The organism is Lonsdalea quercina, from assembly GCF_900107885.1.
GTDB classification, from domain to species: domain Bacteria; phylum Pseudomonadota; class Gammaproteobacteria; order Enterobacterales; family Enterobacteriaceae; genus Lonsdalea; species Lonsdalea quercina.
The window spans coordinates 190,948-211,718 of sequence record NZ_FNQS01000002.1; the positions used below are offsets into that span (position 1 = coordinate 190,948).

Sequence of the window (20,771 nt, forward strand, 5' to 3'; positions counted from 1 at the left end):
TCAGCTTACCTGTAATGCGGCCGAGGTCGGCACTTTGAATGAATTGTTGACGTCACTCAGGCTGTTATTTTGGGCGGTGATAGTAAGCCCGTTGCTGTCGCTTTTAACAAAGGCGAACTTACCGTTCTCCGCATCAACATGGCTGAGGTTGAGATTCCAGTTTCCTTGCTGGCCGCCGTTGGTTCTCACGAAGGTGCCGAAGTCTTTAACCTTAAAATTATCCACCGTGAAGTTGGCGTCCGCATTCAGTTGGAAGACCTTGTCGGAAGCTCCCTGAGCGCTACTGTTGGTGATCGTGACGTTGGCTGGATTGCCGGTGTTCTCCTTCACCGTTAACGCATCCTCGCCGACGTTGGTCCAGTGAACATTATCGATCGTGGCGTCGCCGTGCAGGTGAATGCCATCCGCAGCGTTATCGCCAAAAATGACGTTTTTAACTGAGCCGCCGTCTGCGACTTCAAACAGCGGTTTCTGTCCTTCCGTTTGGCTGCCATTGCCTAACCCAGCCCCCGCGACATAGGTTTTTCCCTGGCCGTCGAAGGTTTCCCCGGCGCCGACTTTGATCGGCTCGTTGACGACGACCGCATTGGCGTTATCGGCCGTGGGGAAACTGACGGCGCCGCTTTGACCAGTCGCGGACGGCGCTTCGTTCGAAGGAACCGGGGACTTCGACGATGACGGGCTGCTGCCATCGGTTCCCGGCAGCGTTGCTCCTCCCGGCGCGGAAGGCGCTGTCTCCGTGGGTTGGGGCGACTCCACCGCAGCCCCTGACGTGCGATTGTTCGGCTGCGAGCCGGGCACGGCTGATGCGCCGCCGTTGCTGGCGCCACCCTCTTGTGGTTGGCCAAACTGGCTCTTTTGGTTATCCATCAGCATAGCGATCAGTTGCATCAGCGTTTGAGACAGTTGGTCGCTGCTAAACTGCCCACCACCGTCCTGTGTCGGCGAAAGGCTGCCTTGCAGCGCTTGGCTTCCGGCATTCTGCAATGTATCGCGGCTTAGATCCTGTGGATGCGTTGCTGAGGACGTAGCACTTTGTTGCGTGCTTTGCCCGTTCTGCGGCATCAGCGTATCCAACAGCTTACCGAGCATTTCAAGCTGGTTTCGCTGATTCTGTCCGTCCCGGCCGCCAATCCCGCCTGCGGCGACACTGCCATCCGTGGGGCGCATGCCCTCAGATGCCTCCTGACTAGCGGCTTGCAGGGTCAGCAATAGTGCCGCCAACAGTTTGGCCACGCTGTCTAGCGCCGTTTGATGTTCTGTCGTGCTGGCGCCGGTGTTCTGCCGTTCCGCTGGCAGGTTTTGGGAAGAGATGCTGCCCAGATTGGCATTATTCATGCCGGAGCCGGGCAGGGTAGGCGTGGTGTTCAGGTCTGACATAGCGAGTGCCTCGTAAGCTGTTGTTGAGTAAAAAATAGGCTGCGGAGAATATTGAATCGACGGTTCGTCGTTATATGGGTGGTTCAAATATTCGCCGGGTTCCTGTCTCTCCGGTGCGCGAATGACAAGACGCAAGCGTCCATGCCCCCCTTATTTCCGGGCGGAACCTAATGCCTTTTCCCAGCCACTCACTCGGCAATTAGCTTCATCAACAACATCTCTGGGAGACGGCTATGTTGGGCAATATCAGACACATTCATCAGAAGACGGTGGCGGAAGTCGATACGCCGACCGTGTCCGGAGAGGGGCGCGCGGTCTCTCAGGGGCACGCTTCCGTCGCTGGACAGAAGGCGACGGGATCGTTGACTCAGGAAGGTCTGCGTCTGGCGGCAACCCCGCGCGTCAGCCAGCGCGAGGTGCCGCCTGACTCGCTAGGATCGCAGGTAGGTCGCTCCCCCAATCTTCGCGACATGAGAGACGCCATCGACCGTGCGATGCAGGACACTGCCGGCCCCTCGTCGACGGCTGAGACGCCGGTGAAAACCGTCACCACGTTACGGGAGCTGCTGCAACGCTCTGCGTCGAGTGAGACGGGTTCGTCCCGAAGCGCGAGTCTGCATAGCGCGGTTTCCCATTTTGACGGGGCGGCAGGCACGATTGCCAGTCACGCCCCTGCGGCAGTGGGTCTGGGGCTTTCGCTGGATAAAAAAGGCAAGGTCATCTTGGGCGACGATGTCCCAGCCCCGATAAAAACGGTGCTGTCGCAAACGCTGGGTAAACACGATCTACCGTTTGTGGCGCATCACAAGAACTCGAACGGCACCCATCATCTGTTGATGGATAAAATAGGGCGCCTGTTCAGCCTTCATCACGGCAAACACGGGCTGGTCGGTTTGCACAGCAGCGCGCCCTCACGGAAAGACAGCGAATTACTGCACAGCAAGGCGTCGGCAGGCTATGCATTGCATGCGTCTGACACACAGGTGCGCACAGAAGCGAAGCTCAACGGTAAAGACGCCGGATCGCAGTCGCTGCCTAACCCCACCGGCGGACTCCAGTCTCAACTGTCCGGGATTTTTCTGGACGTTCATGACGAGGCGCTGCGCCTCCACGACGGCAAGCTGTTCAGCCTGAGTCCCGAGGGCGTCTGGCAGCCAAAAGACGACCGCAAGCACGCGCAATTGTCCCGACAGGCCGACGGGAACCTGTATGCGGTGAAGGAGAGCCACTTGTTAAGCAACCTGTCGACCGGCATGGAGTCGACCGCCTTTAAAGACAAAATTATCTCGTTCTCCGCCAACCTTGACGGGCAGACGGTGGTGTTGACGACGTCTGACCACGGTGCGGGCAAGCTGCATCTGTTGCCGACGCTGAATGCTCCCAAGAGCGAGCACCGGGCGCTGCAACTGGCTCTAAACGGCACGATCGCGCTGGAACGCGGCAGCGAACAGGTGGATGCCAAAGCCGTAGGACTCGATCGGCAAAAGCTGCTGGTGGCCGATCGTGAAGGGCAGGTTTTTGTCGGGACGTTGCCACAGGGAGACAGTCATCGCGTCGAACTGACCCCCTTGCACAGCCCGGATCTGGAAGGGGCGCTGGGGGTAGGTCATCACACGGAGGGCTTTGTCAGCAACGGCGCAGGCAGTCTGCATGCGTTGGTCAAAGACGCGCAGGGGCATAAACATCTGGCCGCCCCTGCGGCGGAAGGCGGCGGCTTCAAGCCGGGCTGGAACCTAAGCGATTCGCTGGTGGTGGACCACAAAATGGGGCTGCTGCACGTCGCTCTGCCGTCGTCATCTGTCATGAATATGGGACGCTTCGGCATGATGGCGCTGCACGAAGGCAAAGTGCATTACGTGGACAGCGTGACCCGCAGTTGGACGCCGACGACGATTTCCGCCAATCAGCTCAAACGCGGTTTGGATAACCAGCCCTATGTCCTGCATGACGGCCAGCTCAAAGCGTTGACGATCAATCAGAAAGCGGACAGCGTCGTTCATGGCGACAGCAACGTCTTTGCCCTTAGCCACGCGCGCCACGCGCCGAAATCCGGCGATGCATTGCCGGGATTGGGGAAAGACAGTGGCGCCGTCGCGGTTGCCGTGCTGACCGCCAATCGATTCATCTCTGCCAATAAAGAGGGGGACATCCAACTGCATCAGGTCCGTCCCGGCACGAATCGGGCCTCAGCCCCCGCCACGGCGCTACCGAAGGACGGGCTGACGGGGGAGATCCGCGATCTGGCGCTGGATCGCGAAAGCAACCTGTTCGCGCTTAACCATGAGGGCGCCTTATTTATCTTGCCGCGTGAGGCCTGGCAAAACGACCGCGCGGAATCCGGTGTAACGCGTTGGCAACCGGTGGAAACGCCGCAGGGCGGCAAGGTTGATCGGCTGGATACAACGCCGGAGCATGGCCTGCTGGCGCATCAGGACGATCGTCATCAGCGTCTGACCCAAGGCCGTTGGACGGAGCATCGACCGAACACGGAAATCACCGCGCCTCAACCGCGAGAGGCCGAGACGGTTTACCAGCGCTTAGGCGGCGCGACCAAAGCCGTATCTATCCCTGGAACGAGATTAACGGCGAAGCTGGATACGCAAGTGCTGGGGCAAATGGCGCAGGAAAACAAAAAGACCAGCAGCGGTTTTGTCGATCGTATGCGCGCGAATGTCATTAAGCTGCCGGCTGAGCTAGGCAAAAGCGTGGGAGATGGCATTCAGCATCACTTCAAAGGGCGTGCCGGGCTGCATCCGCTCTATTCGGCCCAGGCTTCGGTCTTTAAGCGGCTGGAGGTGCTGAATATGCAACGTCAGCAGAGTCCGCAGGCAAACACCACCGATCTGAAAACCAAGCTGAGCCAGCTGAATCTGGGAGACGCCGGCAAGCCGCTGATGGCGGCGCTGCATCAGTTTCATCAGGACCTGGAACGCAGCTCGGGCAACGCGGCGCTGTTGCTGGGTAAACATCAGGGGCTGATTAACGCCAAAGGCGAGATCAATCACCAGTTCACCCCGTCGGCGCTGAAGTCCGCCATTCAAGGCATGAACTCGCATCGTTCCGGGAAGAGCCTCAGCGACGCGTTAATGACGGCCACGCTGGCGCATCCTTCTTCGGCGGACAGCAAGGCGAGCGCGCTGTTGAAGCAGTTCGTCATGAAAAAGGTGGATATGAGCTACCAGAGCGACAAGGTGGTTCAGGGCGCGCACCGCGACGTCCATGATGAGATGGCGCTGACGAAGTCGCGGCTGGCGCTGGACACGCTGACTATCGGCGATCTGCACGGCATCGTGGATAAGCTGGCGGGATTCTCCGGCGCCTCGCCGACGAAAGCGGATCTCAAACCGATGCAGGAGGCGTTGACGCTGCTGCGGGATCATCAGTATGGCGATCACCACGTGAAGCGCGCCACGGACATGGGATTCACCTGTTTTTCAGCGCTGGAGGCGGATTATGACGCGGTGAAAACCTTCACCCGCGCCTTCAAAGATGAACGGCATGCCGTCAGCGTGACCTCTCGCACGTCGCTGCAGGCGGAGGATCAGGGGCAGTTAACCCAAAAAATGAAAGACACCGTGCTGTCGCTGAATGCCGGCGAAAGTCTCAGCTTCAACCGAAGCTATAACGCGGGCCTGAGCTCGGTTTATGTGATGCCGACGCAACTGGCCAAGGTGACCATTAACCACCTCCCGTCGCCGCTGATCGCCAGCGGCGGCGTGACGGGCGAACGGGGCTACAGTTTAAGTTTCAGCCGGGGAGACAACGGCATCAATGTCAGTTTTGGCCGCACCGGCGGCCTCAGCGCCAAAGCCGGTGTGATCGTCGGTCATGAACCCAAGGCGACGAAAGAAAATCTCATTCTGGATGATGACCATACGCTGACGTTCGATCTGAGGATGGGCGTCAGCGGCTCCGCCACCATTGGCGCGACCCGCCAAAACGGCCTCAGCTTCACGCTAAGCGAAAAAGAGCTGCCGTCGTTTATCGATGAGCTGACGCAGGGGAAGATCAATCCGCTGGATCTCATGAAAAAGGGTACCGAACACCAGGTCAAGCAGGGGCTTTCTGTGAATTTCGATGTGGACGGCGCTTTCACGCTCGACGGTCGCGCCGCGGTCAACATGACGGACAACGACAATACAACCTTCTCCACCACGACCCGAGCTTCGCTGGGCGTCAGCGGCGGCGTCAACGTGTTGTCCGCCAGTCACGATCGCAGCACGGTCCGGGGCCAACTGAACGAGAAAAACACGACCAGCAACAACCGAGTGCGATTTTTTAACCAGGCTTCCGTCGGCGCGAATGCCGCGCTCTGGGCCGGGATGGCGACAACGCAACCCGGCAAGGGGACGCTGCCGGCAGGATTCGGCACCGGGGCTTCAGCCACGCTGTCTGTCGATACCAAAACCAGTCACAGCATCTCTCTCAATGTCAAAGTGGCGGAGCCGCTACAGAAAAGCGACATCGAAGAACTGACGGCTTCGCTTGAGAAACACTTTGCCGATGTGGAAACCCAGCAGCTACTAGGCGGCGTAAACAAACTGGATGATATCGACGAACAGTTGGCCATTATGCATCGGCACTTCGATGCCAAAACGCCGCAGAACGATGGGCAATACAGCGCAATGCAGTCGCTCGGCAAAGCGGTTCGCCAGCAGTCGGCGGCGAAGCATCAGGCGGTGACGCTATCGAGCGTCAGCCATAGCGCCAGCTACGCCAACCTGTCGAAGTTGGACAGCAATGGCGTGCTGCATGCGTTGCGCAAGCTGGTGAACGATAACGTGCCGCCCACCAATGCCGAACGTATCCACGCCTTCATGAATGCCGACCCGGCGTTGAAAGCGGTCATGACCCATTTACAGTCGTTGCCCAACGCCTCCGCCAGCGTGAACCTGGAACCGAAGGACGCGGTGAAAGAGCAGGTGGAAAAAGGCATTCAGAACAACAGCCTGAGCAAACAAGCCATCGTCGATCTGTTCAAGGACAGCAACAATCTGCGCATCGGCTCGATCAGTTTTACCGAGACGGTGAAGAAGAAGGAGGGCTTCACGTTCCCGACGCCTATCGTTGGGGCGTCCAGCAGTGTGGACGTCAGTATGAGCAAGTCGCTGGGAGAAATTCACTTCTCCTACGGACAAAATCAGGACACGCCGAGACATTTCAGTCTGGAAGGCGAGATCGCGCGGGCTAATCCTACCCTGGCGCAGGCGCTGGACAGCCTGCATCAGGAAGGCATTACGCTGGCGAAACACTAATTCACGATGGCACAGGGCAGAAGGAGCTTCACAATGCATTCCCAACAACAACACGTCTCTCGTTTACTGCAAGCGTTTGGTCGGGCCACGCAAACCCCGCTCAGGCTGGATAATGGAATTTGCGTGCTGAATGACGAAAACGGCGAAGAAGCGGCGGTCATTGACGTTCCCGCGCACAGCGAACAACTTTTACTGCACTGCCGGATAGTCGCGCTGGACGGGCTGGAGAGGTTGGACGAAGCGGCGATTTACCGCCTGATGCTGCAGCTCAATTTCGAGATGGCGGCGATGCGCGGTTGCTGGCTGGCGTTGGATGAATTTAATCAGCTACGACTGTGCTTTCAACACTCGCTTGATAGGCTGGATGAAAACCGTTTCAACGCCATGCTTTCGGGATTCATCCAACAGGTGACAGAGACCCGGGACTTTATTATTTCACTGCTGGGGCAGATGCAGGCGGCGTAACCGCACGCGACCGTCATGGCTTCATGCGGGAACGCGACGGTAGGCGCCGCCGCGTATTGCGCCGTAGCCAACGCTTTCAGCGCCGTCAGACCGCTTCGACGTCGATGTGAATGGCGTCGTAGCGCCAGTATTCGTGGTCGCAATCGATGATCCGATCCGACTGGTCCCGGTTGATGCGGGTGATAAATAGCGCAGGGCTGCCTGAGGCGACGTTAAGCGCAGAAGCGGCCAGAGGGGGAACCGGCGTCGGCAACATCGTGAAACGCACCCGGCCATAGCAAACGCCATAGCGCGTCTCATAGATATCGGTCAGGGATTGCGTCAGATCGGACGCCAGAATATTCGGGAAAAATGCGGGATTAAGGTAGTGCTCCACATACAGTACTGCGCGTGCGTCAATGCGTCGCAAGCGGCGGATCTGGTAAACCTTTGCGCCGACCGGCAGCGTCAGTTGCTGACCGATTTCGTCGCTGGCGGCGATCTCGCGAGCTTCCAGAACCTCTGTGGCGGCATGGCGCCCCTGTTGTTCGACCATCGCGTGAAAATGGCTCCGCTGCAAGGGGTTATAGACGATCCGCGGCGGCGAAATAAACCACCCGCGGCGAGGCTCCCGGTAAATCACTCCCTGGGATTCCAACTGTAGCAGCGCTTCCCGTAGGGTAATTCGGGTGGTGGAGAACCGTTCGCTCAACGTTCTTTCCGAGGGGAGACGCGCCTCGTTTCGCCATGTTCCTTCATCAATTTGCGTCCGCAGCGTCCGGCAGATCAGCGCCACGGTTGTCGAGGGTTGTTGCATGAGTTCATCAGCCTATTCTGGAGCACGCCGTGCACCACCGTGGGTACACCACCATTCTTGATCAGAGCGCCATATTGCCACGCAGCCGTCAAAACGTCTTGCTCGAGCCGCGATAGAGAGACGGGAGTATCGAGCGTTAATTTCCACACCGTACACCCAGCAGGCGATAAGGAGCGACTGACATACAAATTTCATCTTTAGAGCGTAGATTGGCGTGGATTTTGCTGGACTAGACCAGCGCTTATTCCTATCACCAGGAGCACTTACGATGAAAATTAAGGTTGCATCCCTATTCACGACAGCCGTTGTGCTGTCGCTTTCATCCGCTCACGCGGCCGAAGGTTCCGTCGCCGAGCTAGAGCAAGCGGCGCGAGCGGAAGGACAGGTTAATAGCGTGGGTATGCCGGACAACTGGGCTAACTGGAAAGACACCTGGAAGGACCTGAATGAAAAATATGGCCTGCGCCATACGGACACCGACATGAGTTCGGCTCAGGAGATCGCCAAGTTCGCCGCCGAGAAACAGAATGCCAGCGCGGATATCGGTGATGTGGGCGCGTCGTTTGGCCCCATTGCGGTGCAAAGAGACGTCACCCAGCCCTACAAACCGACCACCTGGTCGCAGATCCCCGACTGGGCCAAAGACAAAGACGGACACTGGGCGCTGGCGTATACCGGCACCATCGCCTTCATCGTCAATAAGCAGTTGGTCAAAGACGTGCCTCACAGCTGGGCCGACCTGAGAAAAGGAAGTTACACCGTCACTATTGGAGACGTCAGTTCGGCGGCTCAGGCCACCAACGGTATCCTGGCGGCGGCCTATGCGATGGGTGGCGATGAGCACAATCTCAAACCGGCGCTGGATCTGTTCGCCGACCTGGCCAAGGCCGGTCGGCTCGGGCTGACTAATCCGGTCATCGCCAATATCGAGAAAGGCGAAGTGCAGGTAGGAGTGGTCTGGGACTTCAACGGCCTCAACTACCGCGACCAAATTGATAAAGACCGTTTTGTTGTGCTGATCCCGTCGGATGGCTCGGTGACGTCTGGCTATACCACGATAATCAACAAGTATGCCCGGCATCCTAACGCCGCCAAGCTGGCGCGCGAATACATTTTCTCTGACGCCGGTCAAATCAATCTGGCGCGCGGATATGCCCGCCCGATCCGCGCGGAGCACTTGTCGCTGCCGGATGATGTGAAAGACAAGCTGCTGCCAGCGGCACAGTATCAGTCAGCCCGTCCCATTGCAGACCCGGCTGCCTGGGAGAAAAGCGCGCGTCTGCTGCCGCGGCAGTGGCAGGAATCCGTCATGATCAACATGCAGCAGTAACTCGTCTGGGAGCGAATCAAGCATGAAATGTATTCTGGTCGTGTTGGACGGTCTGAATGATCGGGTTGCTCGCGATGCCATGGGATATCTGCAAGCGCAGTGCGATGCGGGACGAGGTCGGCGCTATGCGCTGACCTGCGAATTGCCCTCGCTCTCCCGGCCGCTGTATGAGTGCATCCTGACCGGCGTCACGCCCGTGGAAAGCGGTATCGTCCACAATGAGATTCAACGGCTGTCAAATCAGATGAGCATTTTCCATTATGCCCGTAGCGCGGGGCTGACCACCGCGGCGGCGGCTTACCACTGGGTGAGCGAGCTGTATAACCGGACGCCCTTTGACCCGCCGCGCGATCGGCATACCGCAGATACCCATCTGCCCATTCAGCACGGTCATTTTTACTATGAGGACGACTACCCGGATTCGCACCTGTTTATTGACGCCGAGAGTCTGCGTCGGACATATCAGCCGGACTTTCTATTGGTGCATTCGATGAACATTGATGATGCGGGTCATCATTTCGGCCTGTCGTCGCCGCAGTATCGGAACAAGGCCAGAAGGGCGGACGGCTACCTCTCGCTGCGGTTGGCGGACTGGTTGTCGGCGGGGTATCAGGTAGTAGTGACGGCGGATCATGGTATGAACGACGACCGCAGTCACGGTGGCGTGCTGCCGGAGGAAAGAGCGGTGCCGCTGTTTGTTTTCGGTGATGCATTTTCTCTTGGCGATGCCTCGCCGCGTCAGACGGATCTGTGCGGTACGATCTGCGATATCCTGGGTGCTCCGCACGATAAATCACGCTGTTCGGCGCTGCTTGCTGACGGTATTGGAGCGAGCCGATGAAGAAAAAAGTGTTGGCGATGGTTTGTCTGTTGCCTTTCGCCGTGTGCTTTATTGCTTTTCAGCTGGTGCCGCTGGGGTGGATCGCAGTCAACAGCTTCTACAGTGAAATTAACGCTCGCTGGGGTTGGGATAACTACCGGGACATTTTGACATCGCCGTTCTATCTTCAGGCGATACGGTTTTCTCTGGATATTTCGCTTCACTCCAGCCTCTACGGTTTGTTGATCGCGCTACTCGGTAGTTACTCGCTGAGTCAGCTTCGAGGCGGTCGACTGCATCGCTGCGTGATGGCGTTCACCAATATGACCAGCAATTTCGCCGGCGTGCCGCTGGCGTTCGCGTTCGTCATCCTGCTCGGGTTGAACGGCTGCCTGACGTTATTGCTGAGGCAACTGGGTTTCATGGAGACGTTTAATCTCTACTCCCGTTCCGGGCTGATTATCCTCTACACCTATTTTCAGATCCCGCTGGGGGTCCTGCTGCTGTATCCCGCGTTCGACGGTCTAAAAGCGGAGTGGCGGGAGTCGGCGGCGCTGCTCGGCGCCGGGCGTTATCGTTACTGGCGATATATCGGGCTGCCTATCTTGATGCCGGCGCTGTTGGGCACCTTCGTGATCCTGATGGCGAATGCGCTGGGCGCGTATGCCACCGTGTATGCGCTGACCAACGGCAACTTTAACGTTGTGCCTGTCCGGATCGCGGCGCTGGTCGCGGGGGATATCTCGCTGGACCCCCATCTCGGCAGTGCGCTGTCCATGCTGCTGGTGGTGTTGATGACGCTGATTACGGTGCTTCATCAGTGGTTGGTTGGTCGCAGCTACCTGAATGTGAAACGTTAACTCATCGCGGAGGATCGCTATGTCTGTCTCTGAACGCGTTTACCACCGTTTCGTGGTGGGAGCGCTGCTGTTCGTTCTGGTACTGCCGCTGGCGGCAACCTTGGTCTATGCCTTCGCGACCCAGTGGGGCGCCACCGTATTACCGGATGGCTTTACGACGAAGTGGATGAAAAGTCTCTGGTCGGATCCGCGTTTTCTGACGGCGTTGTGGCACTCCTTGTTGATCTGCGGTGCTTCTCTGCTGCTGTCGCTGTTATTGATTCTGCCGGCGATGTTCGTTATCGCCTATCAATTTCCTCGGCTGGATGCGGTAATGAACATCCTGATTTTGCTCCCCTTTGCCGTGCCGCCGATCGTTTCTTCTGTGGGACTGTTACAGCTCTACTCTTCGGAGCCGCTGATGCTGACCGGTACGCCGTGGATTCTTATCGGTTGTTATTTCACCATCGCGCTGCCGTTTATCTATCGGGCTATCACCAACAATCTGCAGGCGATCAATCTGCGCGAGCTGATCGACGCCGCCCACCTGTTGGGCGCCAGTACCTGGCAGGCGGCATGGCGGGTGGTGCTGCCTAATCTGCGTAAGGGCGCTTTTATCGCCGTCCTGCTCTCTTTTTCTTTTTTGATCGGCGAGTTCGTCTTCGCCAATCTCCTGGTGGGAAGCCGCTACGAAACCCTGCAGGTGTACCTGTTCAACATGCGTAATGGCAGCGGGCATTTCACCAGCGCGCTGGTGATCTCCTATTTCTTCGTCGTGCTGGTTGTGACGTGGCTGGCGAATTTGTTAAATAAAGACAAGGGGTAAAAATGGCCTATCTGCAAGTGATGCAATTGACTAAAAGTTTCGGGGCGACCCCGGTTTTCAACCAGATCGACTTCATGGCTGAAGAGGGAGAATTCGTGACGCTGCTGGGCCCGAGCGGCTGTGGGAAATCCACGTTGTTACGCTGTATTGCTGGCCTTACCCCGGTCGACAGCGGACAGATCCTGCTACAAGGGCAGAACATCGTGCCGCAATCCCCCCAGAAGCGGGGGATTGGTATGGTCTTTCAGAGTTACGCGCTGTTCCCCAATATGACGGTGGAAGGCAACGTCGCTTTCGGATTGAAAATGCAAAAAAAGTCGGGTGATGAAGTGCGCCGCCGCGTCGCGGAAGTACTGGCGCTAGTGGAACTCGAGACGCTCGCCCGGCGATATCCGCATCAGCTTTCCGGTGGCCAGTGTCAACGCGTGGCGCTGGCGCGATCGTTGGTGACGCGTCCACAGCTGTTGTTGCTGGATGAGCCGCTTTCCGCGCTGGACGCTCGAATTCGCCGCCACCTGCGAGAGCAGATCCGCAATATCCAGCGCGAGATGAAGCTGACCGCGCTGTTTGTTACGCACGATCAGGAAGAAGCATTGACGCTATCCGACCGCATCGTACTGATGAATAAAGGCGAAATCGTGCAGAATGGTAACGCGGCGCGACTGTATACGCAGCCGGTCAATGCATTCGCGGCCGGCTTCATTGGCAACTACAATCTGTTGAACGCGGAACAGGCTTCCCGGCTGATTGGGCAGACGTTTACGCACCAGGTGGCTATTCGCCCTGAGTCGATCACGCTGACCCATCCGCAGCAGGGCGTGCCTGCGACAATCGTCAGCCATAGCCTACTCGGCAATGTGATTCGCTATCGGGTGATGGCGCAGGGCATCGAACTTCAGGTGGATACGCTCAACCGTTCGATGGAGCAGGCTTATGATGAGGGAGCTTGCGTGGGATTACTCCTCAATCTGGCGACTGTTCAGGAGGTGGCCTGACGTTAACTCTCTTTGAGCGGACAAAGAGTCTCTCAACAGCCTAAACTGAATCGCACTCACCGCATCAGAGTGAGGTTCACTCCTGAGTCGGGACGATGGAAGTCATGCCGCCGCCGATCTTCTTCCACGGTGAAACGGCGGTATCGAAGAGGGGAAACCGATTGGCCGTTTTTCTGCCACGCGACGTTTTTTGGCTACCTCACTTGCGATAGGAAACGTTGATTGCTGACTGTTAAGGAGCTATCTGTTTTGTTGATATTGCTGCATTTGTTGTCCGCCGTTTCGTTGCTGGTGTGGGGGACGCACATTGTCCGCACCGGCATCATGAGAGTGTATGGCGCAGGATTGCGTCGAATGCTCAGTAATAACGTCAGCCACAAGCCGCTGGCCTTTATGGCAGGGATTGTGGTTACCGCGTTGGTGCAGAGCAGCAACGCCACTATGTTGCTGGTCACATCATTCGTCTCGCAGGGCTTGATTGCCTTGGCCCCCGGGTTGGTGATTATGCTGGGCGCAGATGTCGGCACCGCGCTCATGGTGCGTATTTTGACCTTCGATCTCTCGTGGCTCTCTCCGCTGCTGATATTCAGCGGCGTCTCACTGTTCCTGAGTCGTAAACAAGCGCGCATCGGACAGATGGGGCGTGTGTTGATCGGTCTCGGACTGATCCTGCTGGCGCTGGAGCTGATTGTGAATGCGGCTACGCCGATCACGCAGGCGGCCGGGGTGAAGGTTCTCTTTTCTTCGCTGACGGGCGACATCCTGCTGGATGCCATGATTGGCGCCTTGTTCGCCATCGTCAGCTACTCAAGCTTGGCGGCCGTATTGCTGACCGCGACGCTGACGGCAACCAACGTGATCTCGCTGAAGGTCGCGCTCTGTCTGGTGGTTGGAGCCAATTTGGGCAGTGGCATGCTAGCGATGATCAACGCGAGCAAGCAAAGCATCGATGGTCGCCGGGTCGCGTTGGGTAGCCTGCTGTTCAAACTGGCCGGCTGCGTGGTGGTGCTGCCCTTTGTCGAGATGTTGGCGGTGGAAATGGAAAAACTCCCCGTGAGCACCGAGAATCTGGTCATCTACTTCCATGTGGTTTACAACCTGCTGCGTTGCTTGCTGATGCTGCCGCTGACAGGGCGCATGGCGGAGTGGTGCCAGCTGCTACTCCGCGATAATCAGGAAGAGGACCCGCGTCTGCGTCCGCGACATCTTGATCTCAGCGTGTTGGATACCCCGGCGCTGGCGCTGGCCAATGCCGCTCGGGAGACCTTGCGGATGGGGGACATCGTGGAAAATATGTTGATTCTCACCCACGAAATGATGCACGGCAATTATCTGCAGGAGAAAACCATTCGTCGTCTGGATGACGATGTGGACGTGCTCTACACCGCGATCAAACTGTACCTGGCGCGGATGGCCAAAGAGGATTTAGGTGAGAGCGATTCGCGCCGCTGGGCGGAGGTCATCGAAGTCACCATGAATCTGGAGCAGGCGGGCGATATTCTGGAAAAAATGGCCGGAGATATTCGCGCAAAGGCGCAGGCCTCACGCCGGGCGTTTTCCGCCGAAGGGTTGGAGGAGCTGGATGCGCTCTATTCCCGACTACTCGACAACCTGCGGATGAGCCAGACCGTGTTTTTCAACAACGATCTCGCCAGCGCGAAACGTCTGCGTCGTTCCAAGCATCGCTTCCGGATCATGGATCGCCGTTTCGCTCATGCGCACGTCGAGCGCTTGCGACAGAAGAATGTGCAGAGCCTGGAAACCAGTTCGCTGCATTTAGGGCTGTTGGGCGATATGAAGCGTTTGAATTCGCTATTCTGTTCGGTGGCCTACAGCGTGCTGGAGCTGGAGGATCAGGACGATGAAAAACGTGACGTGATAGAAGGCAGTTAACGGCGGGCTTTCTGTCCGTGGAGTGAGTCAAGCGACGTTCGGAAAACAGGGCTTCGCGAACGTGCGCGAAGCCCCAACGGTGAGTCGACCGGGCCTTAGCGGCGTGAACCGTCGTTGCAGCCGCAGCCCCAGTTTTTCAACTTGCTGGTTTTCCCGATACCGGGATTGAGGGTGTTGGTCGGGTCGTTCTGCTGATAAAACGCCTTAAGCTGTGGTTTGGCCTGGTAAAGATGGCCGACGTTGTGCTCCGCGGGGTATTCCGCGCCTCGTTTATCGAGCAGCTCCAGCATTTGCTCCTTGAGCTTATGGGTATCGACGCCTTTTTTCACGATGTAATCCTGATGGAAAACGTGGCACATAAAGTGTCCATAGTAGAGGCGATGCACCAGTTGATCGCTGATTTCCGGCGGCAGGTGCTCAAACCACTCTCGATCGTTACGACGCAGCGCGATATCTAGCGGCAGGATGTTCTCGACCTCGCGGCTATGCACCGCGTGATACCGAATCGCGGCTCCGGCTGCTGCGAACCGATGTAAGAACGCTTTATCGCCTTCTTCTGGCGTACAAGCGAAAAATTCGCCGTCCGCCTCGCGGAAATAGCTTTCCAACCAGCGATGCGCCTCTTCGATCCCCTCTCCCGACATTTTCAGCATCAGGTGATGCTCGTAGCGGTCGCGATAGGCCCGCATCCGCTCAGGTAACTGAGAGGGCAGCAAACGACTAAGTTGCTGCATGGTGCGATCCACAAGGTGCGACGGGAGAAAGGGGATTTTATCGAAAATGGCGTCCATTCGACCTTTGAGGTTGAAGAACATGGGCATTTTATCGGTGCCCAGCTTGTCGATCATGACGAAGGTGTCTTTGCCGTAGACCTCGGCCATGTTGAACATGTCCCGGTGAAGATATTCCCCCGCGACCGGCAAATGCGTGAAATTCGCCAGAATATGGCGACGAAGTTCGGTCAGCACCTCAGGCTGATTCGTGCCGATGTAGAAGACCTGCTGAGATTTTTGTGCCGGAAAGGTATCCAGTCGGACGGCAAAGACGGCCAGCTTACCGGCGCAGCCTGCGGCTTCAAACAGGCGACGTTCATCGGCATTGAAGCGGGAAGGGGTGTCGGCATCCACGTCCCGGACACGGTCGGCGTACTCATGATCGGACGCCTGTCGCTCATCATTGACCACGTCGGCCTCGGTATATTGACGTTGTTCCAGGCGGACCAGAATCTGTTCCGGCGTTTCGCCCAAATTAATCCCCAGATGATTGACCAGCTCTACCTTGCCCTGATCGTTCACTTGGCCATACAGCGCCATCTCCGTATAAGCGGGACCGCGATGCACCAGCGAACCGCCGGAGTTATTGCAGATCCCCCCAATTACCGAAGCGCCAATACAAGATGAGCCAATCACCGAGTGCGGTTCACGACCTAAGGGCTTCAGCACGCGCTCCAAATGCCATAGCGTGCTGCCGGGCAGTGCGACGATTTGTCGCCCCTGATCCAGCAGTTGCACCTTATCCAGCCTGAGGGTGTTGATGATAACGATTTCACGATCGTAGCCGTCGCCGCTAGGGGTGGAACCTTCGGTCAGACCGGTATTGGCGGCCTGCATAATAACGATGCGATCGGCTTCCACGCTGGCTTTGAATACTTTCCATTGTTCCAGTAGCGATCCCGGAAAGACGACGGCGAGCGCCTCTCCCTGACCGGAGCGGAATCCTTTTCGATAGCGTTCAGTTTTGTGAGTGTCCGTGAGGATATAAGATTTGCCGACGATATGGGTAAGGGTGTGTATAAGCTCCTGGGCGTTTACGCTAAACGGGGTAGAAGTTGCATGATCCTGCATGAGAGTCCGTCCTGTTAATTAATCTTATGATTTCTTTAAAAGGATAGTGCTTATTCAGAATTTTGCGTGTATCTCCGAAATGCCCGGTAAGCTATTGTAACGCCCGCCCGCATAGAGGAGTCGGCTCGGTTTTTAATCGCTCCCCAACGTGAATAACATGTTAATGGGTAAGTTAAATTCATCTAATTATCACCACAAAAAAGACGCGCTTCGATGGCATACTGGACGACTGCAATTGAGCGTGTGGAAAGAGTGTGAAGGGAGTGAAACTGTCCGGCAAACTGTGTAAACGTTTTCTTATCTATGCCTGTCGCGGGCCGCAGCAGATGCTCAATGTTTACTCCGTTGTGCCGATAAGACAAAAACCCCAGGCCAGAATTTATGTTTCCCGTCATTTCTGGTTTTCCTGTTGAAGACCCTGGCATGTGCACTGTCGGTGACCGGCCAGGACGGCGGCGTAATATCCAATTGTGTACCCATGCAGTCAACCTGGCGCCTGGGGCTGCTTAAATCGAGATTGCTGCAGATGGACTTATTGAAAAAGGAATGATAACCCATCTGTATGGAGGAAATATCAATGAATAAGGAAGGTCCGGGCGCTGACTATTACCACATATTGCTCCCCGCTTTGGAGCAGACGATGCTAGCCGTCGTCCTAATTGATGAATGCGACCGCGTCCTGTTTTTTAATGCGGCTGCAGAAAGACTGTGGGGTTACGCTCGCGACGAAGTGCTGGGACAACACATGCGCCCGCTATTACCTAAAACTATGCGGGAAGTGCATAGCCGCTATATCCGCAGGAACCGGCAGGCAAACTTACCCCGACCAGAAGCAATGAGTCGCGACATCCTCATGGAAAAACGGGATGGACAACAGCTATGGGCGAAGTTTTTCTTGTCTAAAGTTGATGTCGACGGGCGCATTCATTTTATGGCTATCGCGCGTGACGTCACCGATGAGGTCGCCCGTCGGGAAGAGACTCGACTGCTGCTGCTGGCGATTAACAATACCGACCGTGTTGTCTGCGTATTGGATGCGGCTCGACGAATCGTTCAAATCAACCGGGCCTTTACTTCCCTGTTTGGCTATACGGCCGAAGAGTCCATCGGCAAAGGTCCCAGCGAGCTGCTGGCCAGCCCGCGCACGGACAAATCGTTATTGGACAAACTACGGACAAAGACCCAGGACTGGTTAGGCGTCCATGGCGACATTCTGACACTGACCAAAGAGGGGCGAGATGTCTGGGTGCGCTTTTCCGTTAACCCCATTTTCGATGAGAGAAACAACGAACACATCAAAAACTATGTGGTCGTGTTGTCGGATGTCACTGAGGAACGGCTGATCCAGGATTTGGAGCGAGATGCGCTTGAGGCGCTGACCAGCAGCCTGTCGTTTAACGAGCTAGGCAATTTTCTGTGTCGTCGCATCGAGGCGATTGTTCCCGATGTTTTAGTCTCCGTCTGTCGGGTTGAAGACAACAAACTGCGTCCTTGGGCTGCTCCCAGCTTTCACGATTCCTACGGCTCGGACTGGGAAGGCGTAGAGATAGGCGAGGGCGTCGCGGGCTGCGGGACAGCCGCGTTTAGAGGCGAACAGGTGATGGTGGATGACATCGAAACCAATCCACTTTGGGAGCCTTATAAGCATCAGATATTACCGCACGGTCTGCGGGCCTGCTGGACCTATCCTATCAAACAGCGCGACGGTCGGGTTTTGGGCACCTTCGCCTTTTATTTTCGGCAGGGGTTGAAACCGAACACTTTTCTTGAACATATCGCCGACGCGAGTATCCACCTGTGTACGCTGGCGATTGAACGAGAAGACAATCGTCGGCAGATGGCGAGGGTCGTTAGATTCGACGCGCTCACCGGATTACCGAATCGCAGCTACATGCATTGCCATGTGGATGATCTGCTCGCTTCATCCAGCCAGAAGATCGGTTTTTTTAATCTCGATCTGGACCATTTCAAAGATATTAACGACATGTTTGGTCATGCGGCGGGTGACCAGGTGCTGGTGGCGATGGCGAATCGATTACAGTCGTGGATACGTTCTGATGAGTTCATTAGCCGCACCGAGACCGATCAGTTCGTCATTGTCATTCCGAATTTTGATGTTTCGCGGGCATCGGCCCTGGCGAGCCAGGTCCTTAGTATCGTCCGAGAGCCGATCAATATCAGCGGCCATCGGCTGAGTTTGTCGGCCAGTCTGGGTATCAGCCAATATCCCGAAGGCGGCGCAACGAGAGAAGTACTGCTGACGAATGCCATGAACGCGATGTACAAGGCCAAAAAGTCTGGCGGCAATGTGTTCAGATTTTTTAGCGCTGAAATGAACGTGCTGGCGAGCGAGCGGTTGCTGCTCGGCGCAGCGCTCAAGTCCGCCGTGGCGCACCGGCAACTGCACCTTCATTATCAGCCCCAGGTATGTACGCGAAGCGGGCAGTTGTTCGGGGTTGAGGCGTTGGCCCGTTGGCATCATCCCGAATTCGGCGATGTACCGCCCGATCGGTTTATCCGCCTGGCGGAAGATATTGGTGAAATAGACGGCATCGGCCGCTGGGCGTTGGAAGAGGCCTGCCGGCAGATGGCCGCGTGGCGTGCCGAAGGCATTCGTGTGCCGGTGGTGTCGGTGAACCTCTCGTCGTATAACTTCAATCATCCGGATCTTCCGGCGTATGTGGCTCGCCAGTTGCAGACGTACGGGCTTGCGGGGTCGAATCTGACCATTGAGATTACTGAAAGCTTGATGATGGCGCTAACGGATGAAACGTTGGATATTCTTAACCGCATACGCGCATTGGGCGTCGGACTGTCAGTGGATGACTTCGGCACCGGCTTCTCCAGCCTGTCCAGCCTCGCGAATCTTCCGGTCACGGAAGTTAAAATCGATCGCAGTTTCATCGACCAGTGCGGAAAGCAAAACCGGCTGCGTTCGGTGGTGCATGCCGTCATAGGTATTGGACGCAGCCTGGATTTAATGGTGGTGGCGGAAGGGGTGGAAACGGACGATCAGCGCAACGTATTAATCGCGCTGGATTGCCCGGTGGTTCAAGGCTATCTGTTCTCAAAACCGCTGCCGCCGAACGGCTTGAACCAATGGATGGCCTCTGCAATACCTAGTCAACAGCATTGATTCGAGTGATTTGCGGGGAAGGGCGGATCTGACGTGAATACGTCGATGTTCACTCATCGATAGCCGTTTTTCCTGCCCCGTTACCGATGAATTGAAACGGACATCCGGAGTAATCGGATGCTGGATGTCCGTCTTCTGAAATTGTGACACTTAGCGTCCAGTCCCCTTATTAGGACGAGCTAAAATTTTCAATTTGAACGTACTTACGATCTCCGTTGTCACTTAAAAATATTTACTCCAATGCACTGATAATGCTTCACAATAATTGATTTGACGTTTAGGATTTATCTGGGTCACATATATTCTCAGTAAGGATTTTTATGAAAAAAATAGGAATAGCGTTTGTAATTGCACTAGTTCTTTCAGGGTGTGATAAGCCGAAAATCGATACCTCTAATGAAGCGACGGTAAAAGAATCGATTAAAGAAGTGCGAGAATCTTTACCCGAAGACAAACGCGCAGCTTACGATAATGCATTGAAAGTCATTGCTTTCAGCAATGTGAGCATGAAGGATTTGATGCATGCCGAAATGGCTAATAATATGTCTACGGTAAAAGACAAGATGATGAGTAACCTGTCAGGTAAGACTGGCGAAGAAATACTCGTTTATGCGGATAAGATCAGAAAAGAGAAAGCTGAAAAAGAGAAAAAGCAGGCGATTCAAGAAATTCAGGAGCTAGAGGAAAAACAAAGAAAAGCTGAATTAAGTCTCGATAAAAAGAAAGACTTCGTTATTTCTCGTTCCCGCTTTTATTTCAAGAAAACAGAATATGGCAAGGATCAGCCGGTTATTGAATTAACTATAGAAAATAATACAGGTAAAGCAGTTTCTCGGGCTGAATTTAAAGGTGTTATCTCTAGTCCTGACAGGCAAGTTCCTTGGTTCACTGATACTTTCAGAAGTACTATTCCCGGTGGTTTAGAGCCAGGTGAAAAGGCTGATTTAACCCTGCCACAAAACCCTTACATGAAGTGGGGAGACGTCGATGCACCTTCGGATGCCGTGTTTACAGTCACTATTGTTAGCATTGATGACGCACAGGGAAAACCTATATTTTCCGATGAAGAGTTCTCTGATAAAGACGCGGATCGCCTTTCCTCGCTAAAAGCCAAATATTCAGACATTGATTAATCGTAGAGTACCGGTGACTTACCCGTAGGCAAGTCACCGGTATTATTTTGGAACAATCA

At 55.9% G+C, this 20,771-nt stretch carries 13 protein-coding genes; 10 read left to right on the forward strand and 3 right to left on the reverse strand.

Translation table 11 applies throughout. The annotated features are described in order from the left end of the window. Complete coding sequence (locus tag BLU64_RS03795; protein WP_074727940.1) at positions 1–1,380, reverse strand: pectate lyase; 1,380 nt, start codon at positions 1,378–1,380, stop codon at positions 1–3. Between the two features lie 233 nt (positions 1,381–1,613). On the opposite strand from BLU64_RS03795, the gene BLU64_RS03800 reads away from it, so the two are divergent. Both BLU64_RS03800 and BLU64_RS03805 read left to right on the forward strand, forming a co-directional pair. Beyond that, entirely contained in the window at positions 1,614–6,635 is a 5,022-nt protein-coding gene (locus BLU64_RS03800; RefSeq protein ID WP_026742484.1) for an AvrE-family type 3 secretion system effector, read from the forward strand. A 33-nt stretch (positions 6,636–6,668) separates the two neighbouring features. After that, entirely contained in the window at positions 6,669–7,100 is a 432-nt protein-coding gene (locus tag BLU64_RS03805) for a type III secretion system chaperone (protein ID WP_026742485.1), read from the forward strand. Positions 7,101–7,185: 85 nt separating this feature from the next. Here the strand turns inward: BLU64_RS03805 and BLU64_RS03810 are convergent, their stop codons facing one another. Next, positions 7,186–7,896 carry a UTRA domain-containing protein gene (locus BLU64_RS03810; protein ID WP_074727942.1) on the reverse strand — a complete coding sequence of 237 codons (711 nt, stop codon included), beginning with the start codon at positions 7,894–7,896 and terminating at the stop codon, positions 7,186–7,188. 268 nt (positions 7,897–8,164) lie between these two features. On the opposite strand from BLU64_RS03810, the gene BLU64_RS03815 reads away from it, so the two are divergent. The 6 genes from BLU64_RS03815 to BLU64_RS03840 all read left to right on the forward strand — a co-directional run bounded on the left by BLU64_RS03815 (position 8,165) and on the right by BLU64_RS03840 (position 14,599). After that, positions 8,165–9,226: an ABC transporter substrate-binding protein gene (locus BLU64_RS03815; protein ID WP_026742487.1), complete on the forward strand. Its 1,062-nt coding sequence runs from the start codon at positions 8,165–8,167 to the stop codon at positions 9,224–9,226. A 22-nt stretch (positions 9,227–9,248) separates the two neighbouring features. Next, on the forward strand, positions 9,249–10,067 hold the full coding sequence (locus tag BLU64_RS03820) for an alkaline phosphatase family protein (protein WP_026742488.1): 819 nt from the start codon (positions 9,249–9,251) through the stop codon (positions 10,065–10,067). Further along, entirely contained in the window at positions 10,064–10,906 is an 843-nt protein-coding gene (locus BLU64_RS03825) for an ABC transporter permease (protein ID WP_026742489.1), read from the forward strand. The genes BLU64_RS03820 and BLU64_RS03825 overlap by 4 nt, the downstream gene beginning before the upstream one ends. A 19-nt stretch (positions 10,907–10,925) precedes the next feature. Beyond that, a complete protein-coding gene (locus BLU64_RS03830) occupies positions 10,926–11,711 on the forward strand; it encodes an ABC transporter permease (protein ID WP_026742490.1) in 786 nt (261 codons plus the stop codon). A gap of 2 nt (positions 11,712–11,713) precedes the next feature. Then, a complete protein-coding gene (locus tag BLU64_RS03835; RefSeq protein WP_074727943.1) occupies positions 11,714–12,706 on the forward strand; it encodes an ABC transporter ATP-binding protein in 993 nt (330 codons plus the stop codon). 249 nt (positions 12,707–12,955) lie between these two features. Beyond that, positions 12,956–14,599 carry a Na/Pi cotransporter family protein gene (locus BLU64_RS03840; RefSeq protein ID WP_026742492.1) on the forward strand — a complete coding sequence of 548 codons (1,644 nt, stop codon included), beginning with the start codon at positions 12,956–12,958 and terminating at the stop codon, positions 14,597–14,599. Positions 14,600–14,694: 95 nt separating this feature from the next. Here the strand turns inward: BLU64_RS03840 and dld are convergent, their stop codons facing one another. Then, on the reverse strand, positions 14,695–16,443 hold the full coding sequence (dld, locus tag BLU64_RS03845) for a D-lactate dehydrogenase (protein ID WP_026742493.1): 1,749 nt from the start codon (positions 16,441–16,443) through the stop codon (positions 14,695–14,697). 577 nt (positions 16,444–17,020) lie between these two features. Between dld and dosP the strand changes: the two genes are divergently transcribed. Together dosP and BLU64_RS03860 are read left to right on the forward strand one after the other, a co-directional pair. After that, complete coding sequence (gene dosP, locus BLU64_RS03855) at positions 17,021–19,579, forward strand: oxygen-sensing cyclic-di-GMP phosphodiesterase DosP (RefSeq protein WP_074727945.1); 2,559 nt, start codon at positions 17,021–17,023, stop codon at positions 19,577–19,579. Between the two features lie 320 nt (positions 19,580–19,899). Then, entirely contained in the window at positions 19,900–20,712 is an 813-nt protein-coding gene (locus BLU64_RS03860; RefSeq protein ID WP_074727947.1) for a DUF6694 family lipoprotein, read from the forward strand. The last annotated feature ends 59 nt before the right edge of the window (positions 20,713–20,771 follow it).

What these genes read in the sequence shown, in the direction of transcription:
- BLU64_RS03795 (WP_074727940.1), bottom strand. Translation starts at nt 1,380, where the DNA reads ATGTCAGACCTGAACACCACGCCTACCCTGCCCGGCTCCGGCATGAAT.
- BLU64_RS03800 (WP_026742484.1), top strand. Translation starts at nt 1,614, where the DNA reads ATGTTGGGCAATATCAGACACATTCATCAGAAGACGGTGGCGGAAGTC.
- BLU64_RS03805 (WP_026742485.1), top strand. Translation starts at nt 6,669, where the DNA reads ATGCATTCCCAACAACAACACGTCTCTCGTTTACTGCAAGCGTTTGGT.
- BLU64_RS03810 (WP_074727942.1), bottom strand. Translation starts at nt 7,896, where the DNA reads ATGCAACAACCCTCGACAACCGTGGCGCTGATCTGCCGGACGCTGCGG.
- BLU64_RS03815 (WP_026742487.1), top strand. Translation starts at nt 8,165, where the DNA reads ATGAAAATTAAGGTTGCATCCCTATTCACGACAGCCGTTGTGCTGTCG.
- BLU64_RS03820 (WP_026742488.1), top strand. Translation starts at nt 9,249, where the DNA reads ATGAAATGTATTCTGGTCGTGTTGGACGGTCTGAATGATCGGGTTGCT.
- BLU64_RS03825 (WP_026742489.1), top strand. Translation starts at nt 10,064, where the DNA reads ATGAAGAAAAAAGTGTTGGCGATGGTTTGTCTGTTGCCTTTCGCCGTG.
- BLU64_RS03830 (WP_026742490.1), top strand. Translation starts at nt 10,926, where the DNA reads ATGTCTGTCTCTGAACGCGTTTACCACCGTTTCGTGGTGGGAGCGCTG.
- BLU64_RS03835 (WP_074727943.1), top strand. Translation starts at nt 11,714, where the DNA reads ATGGCCTATCTGCAAGTGATGCAATTGACTAAAAGTTTCGGGGCGACC.
- dld (WP_026742493.1), bottom strand. Translation starts at nt 16,443, where the DNA reads ATGCAGGATCATGCAACTTCTACCCCGTTTAGCGTAAACGCCCAGGAG.
- dosP (WP_074727945.1), top strand. Translation starts at nt 17,021, where the DNA reads ATGAATAAGGAAGGTCCGGGCGCTGACTATTACCACATATTGCTCCCC.
- BLU64_RS03860 (WP_074727947.1), top strand. Translation starts at nt 19,900, where the DNA reads ATGAAAAAAATAGGAATAGCGTTTGTAATTGCACTAGTTCTTTCAGGG.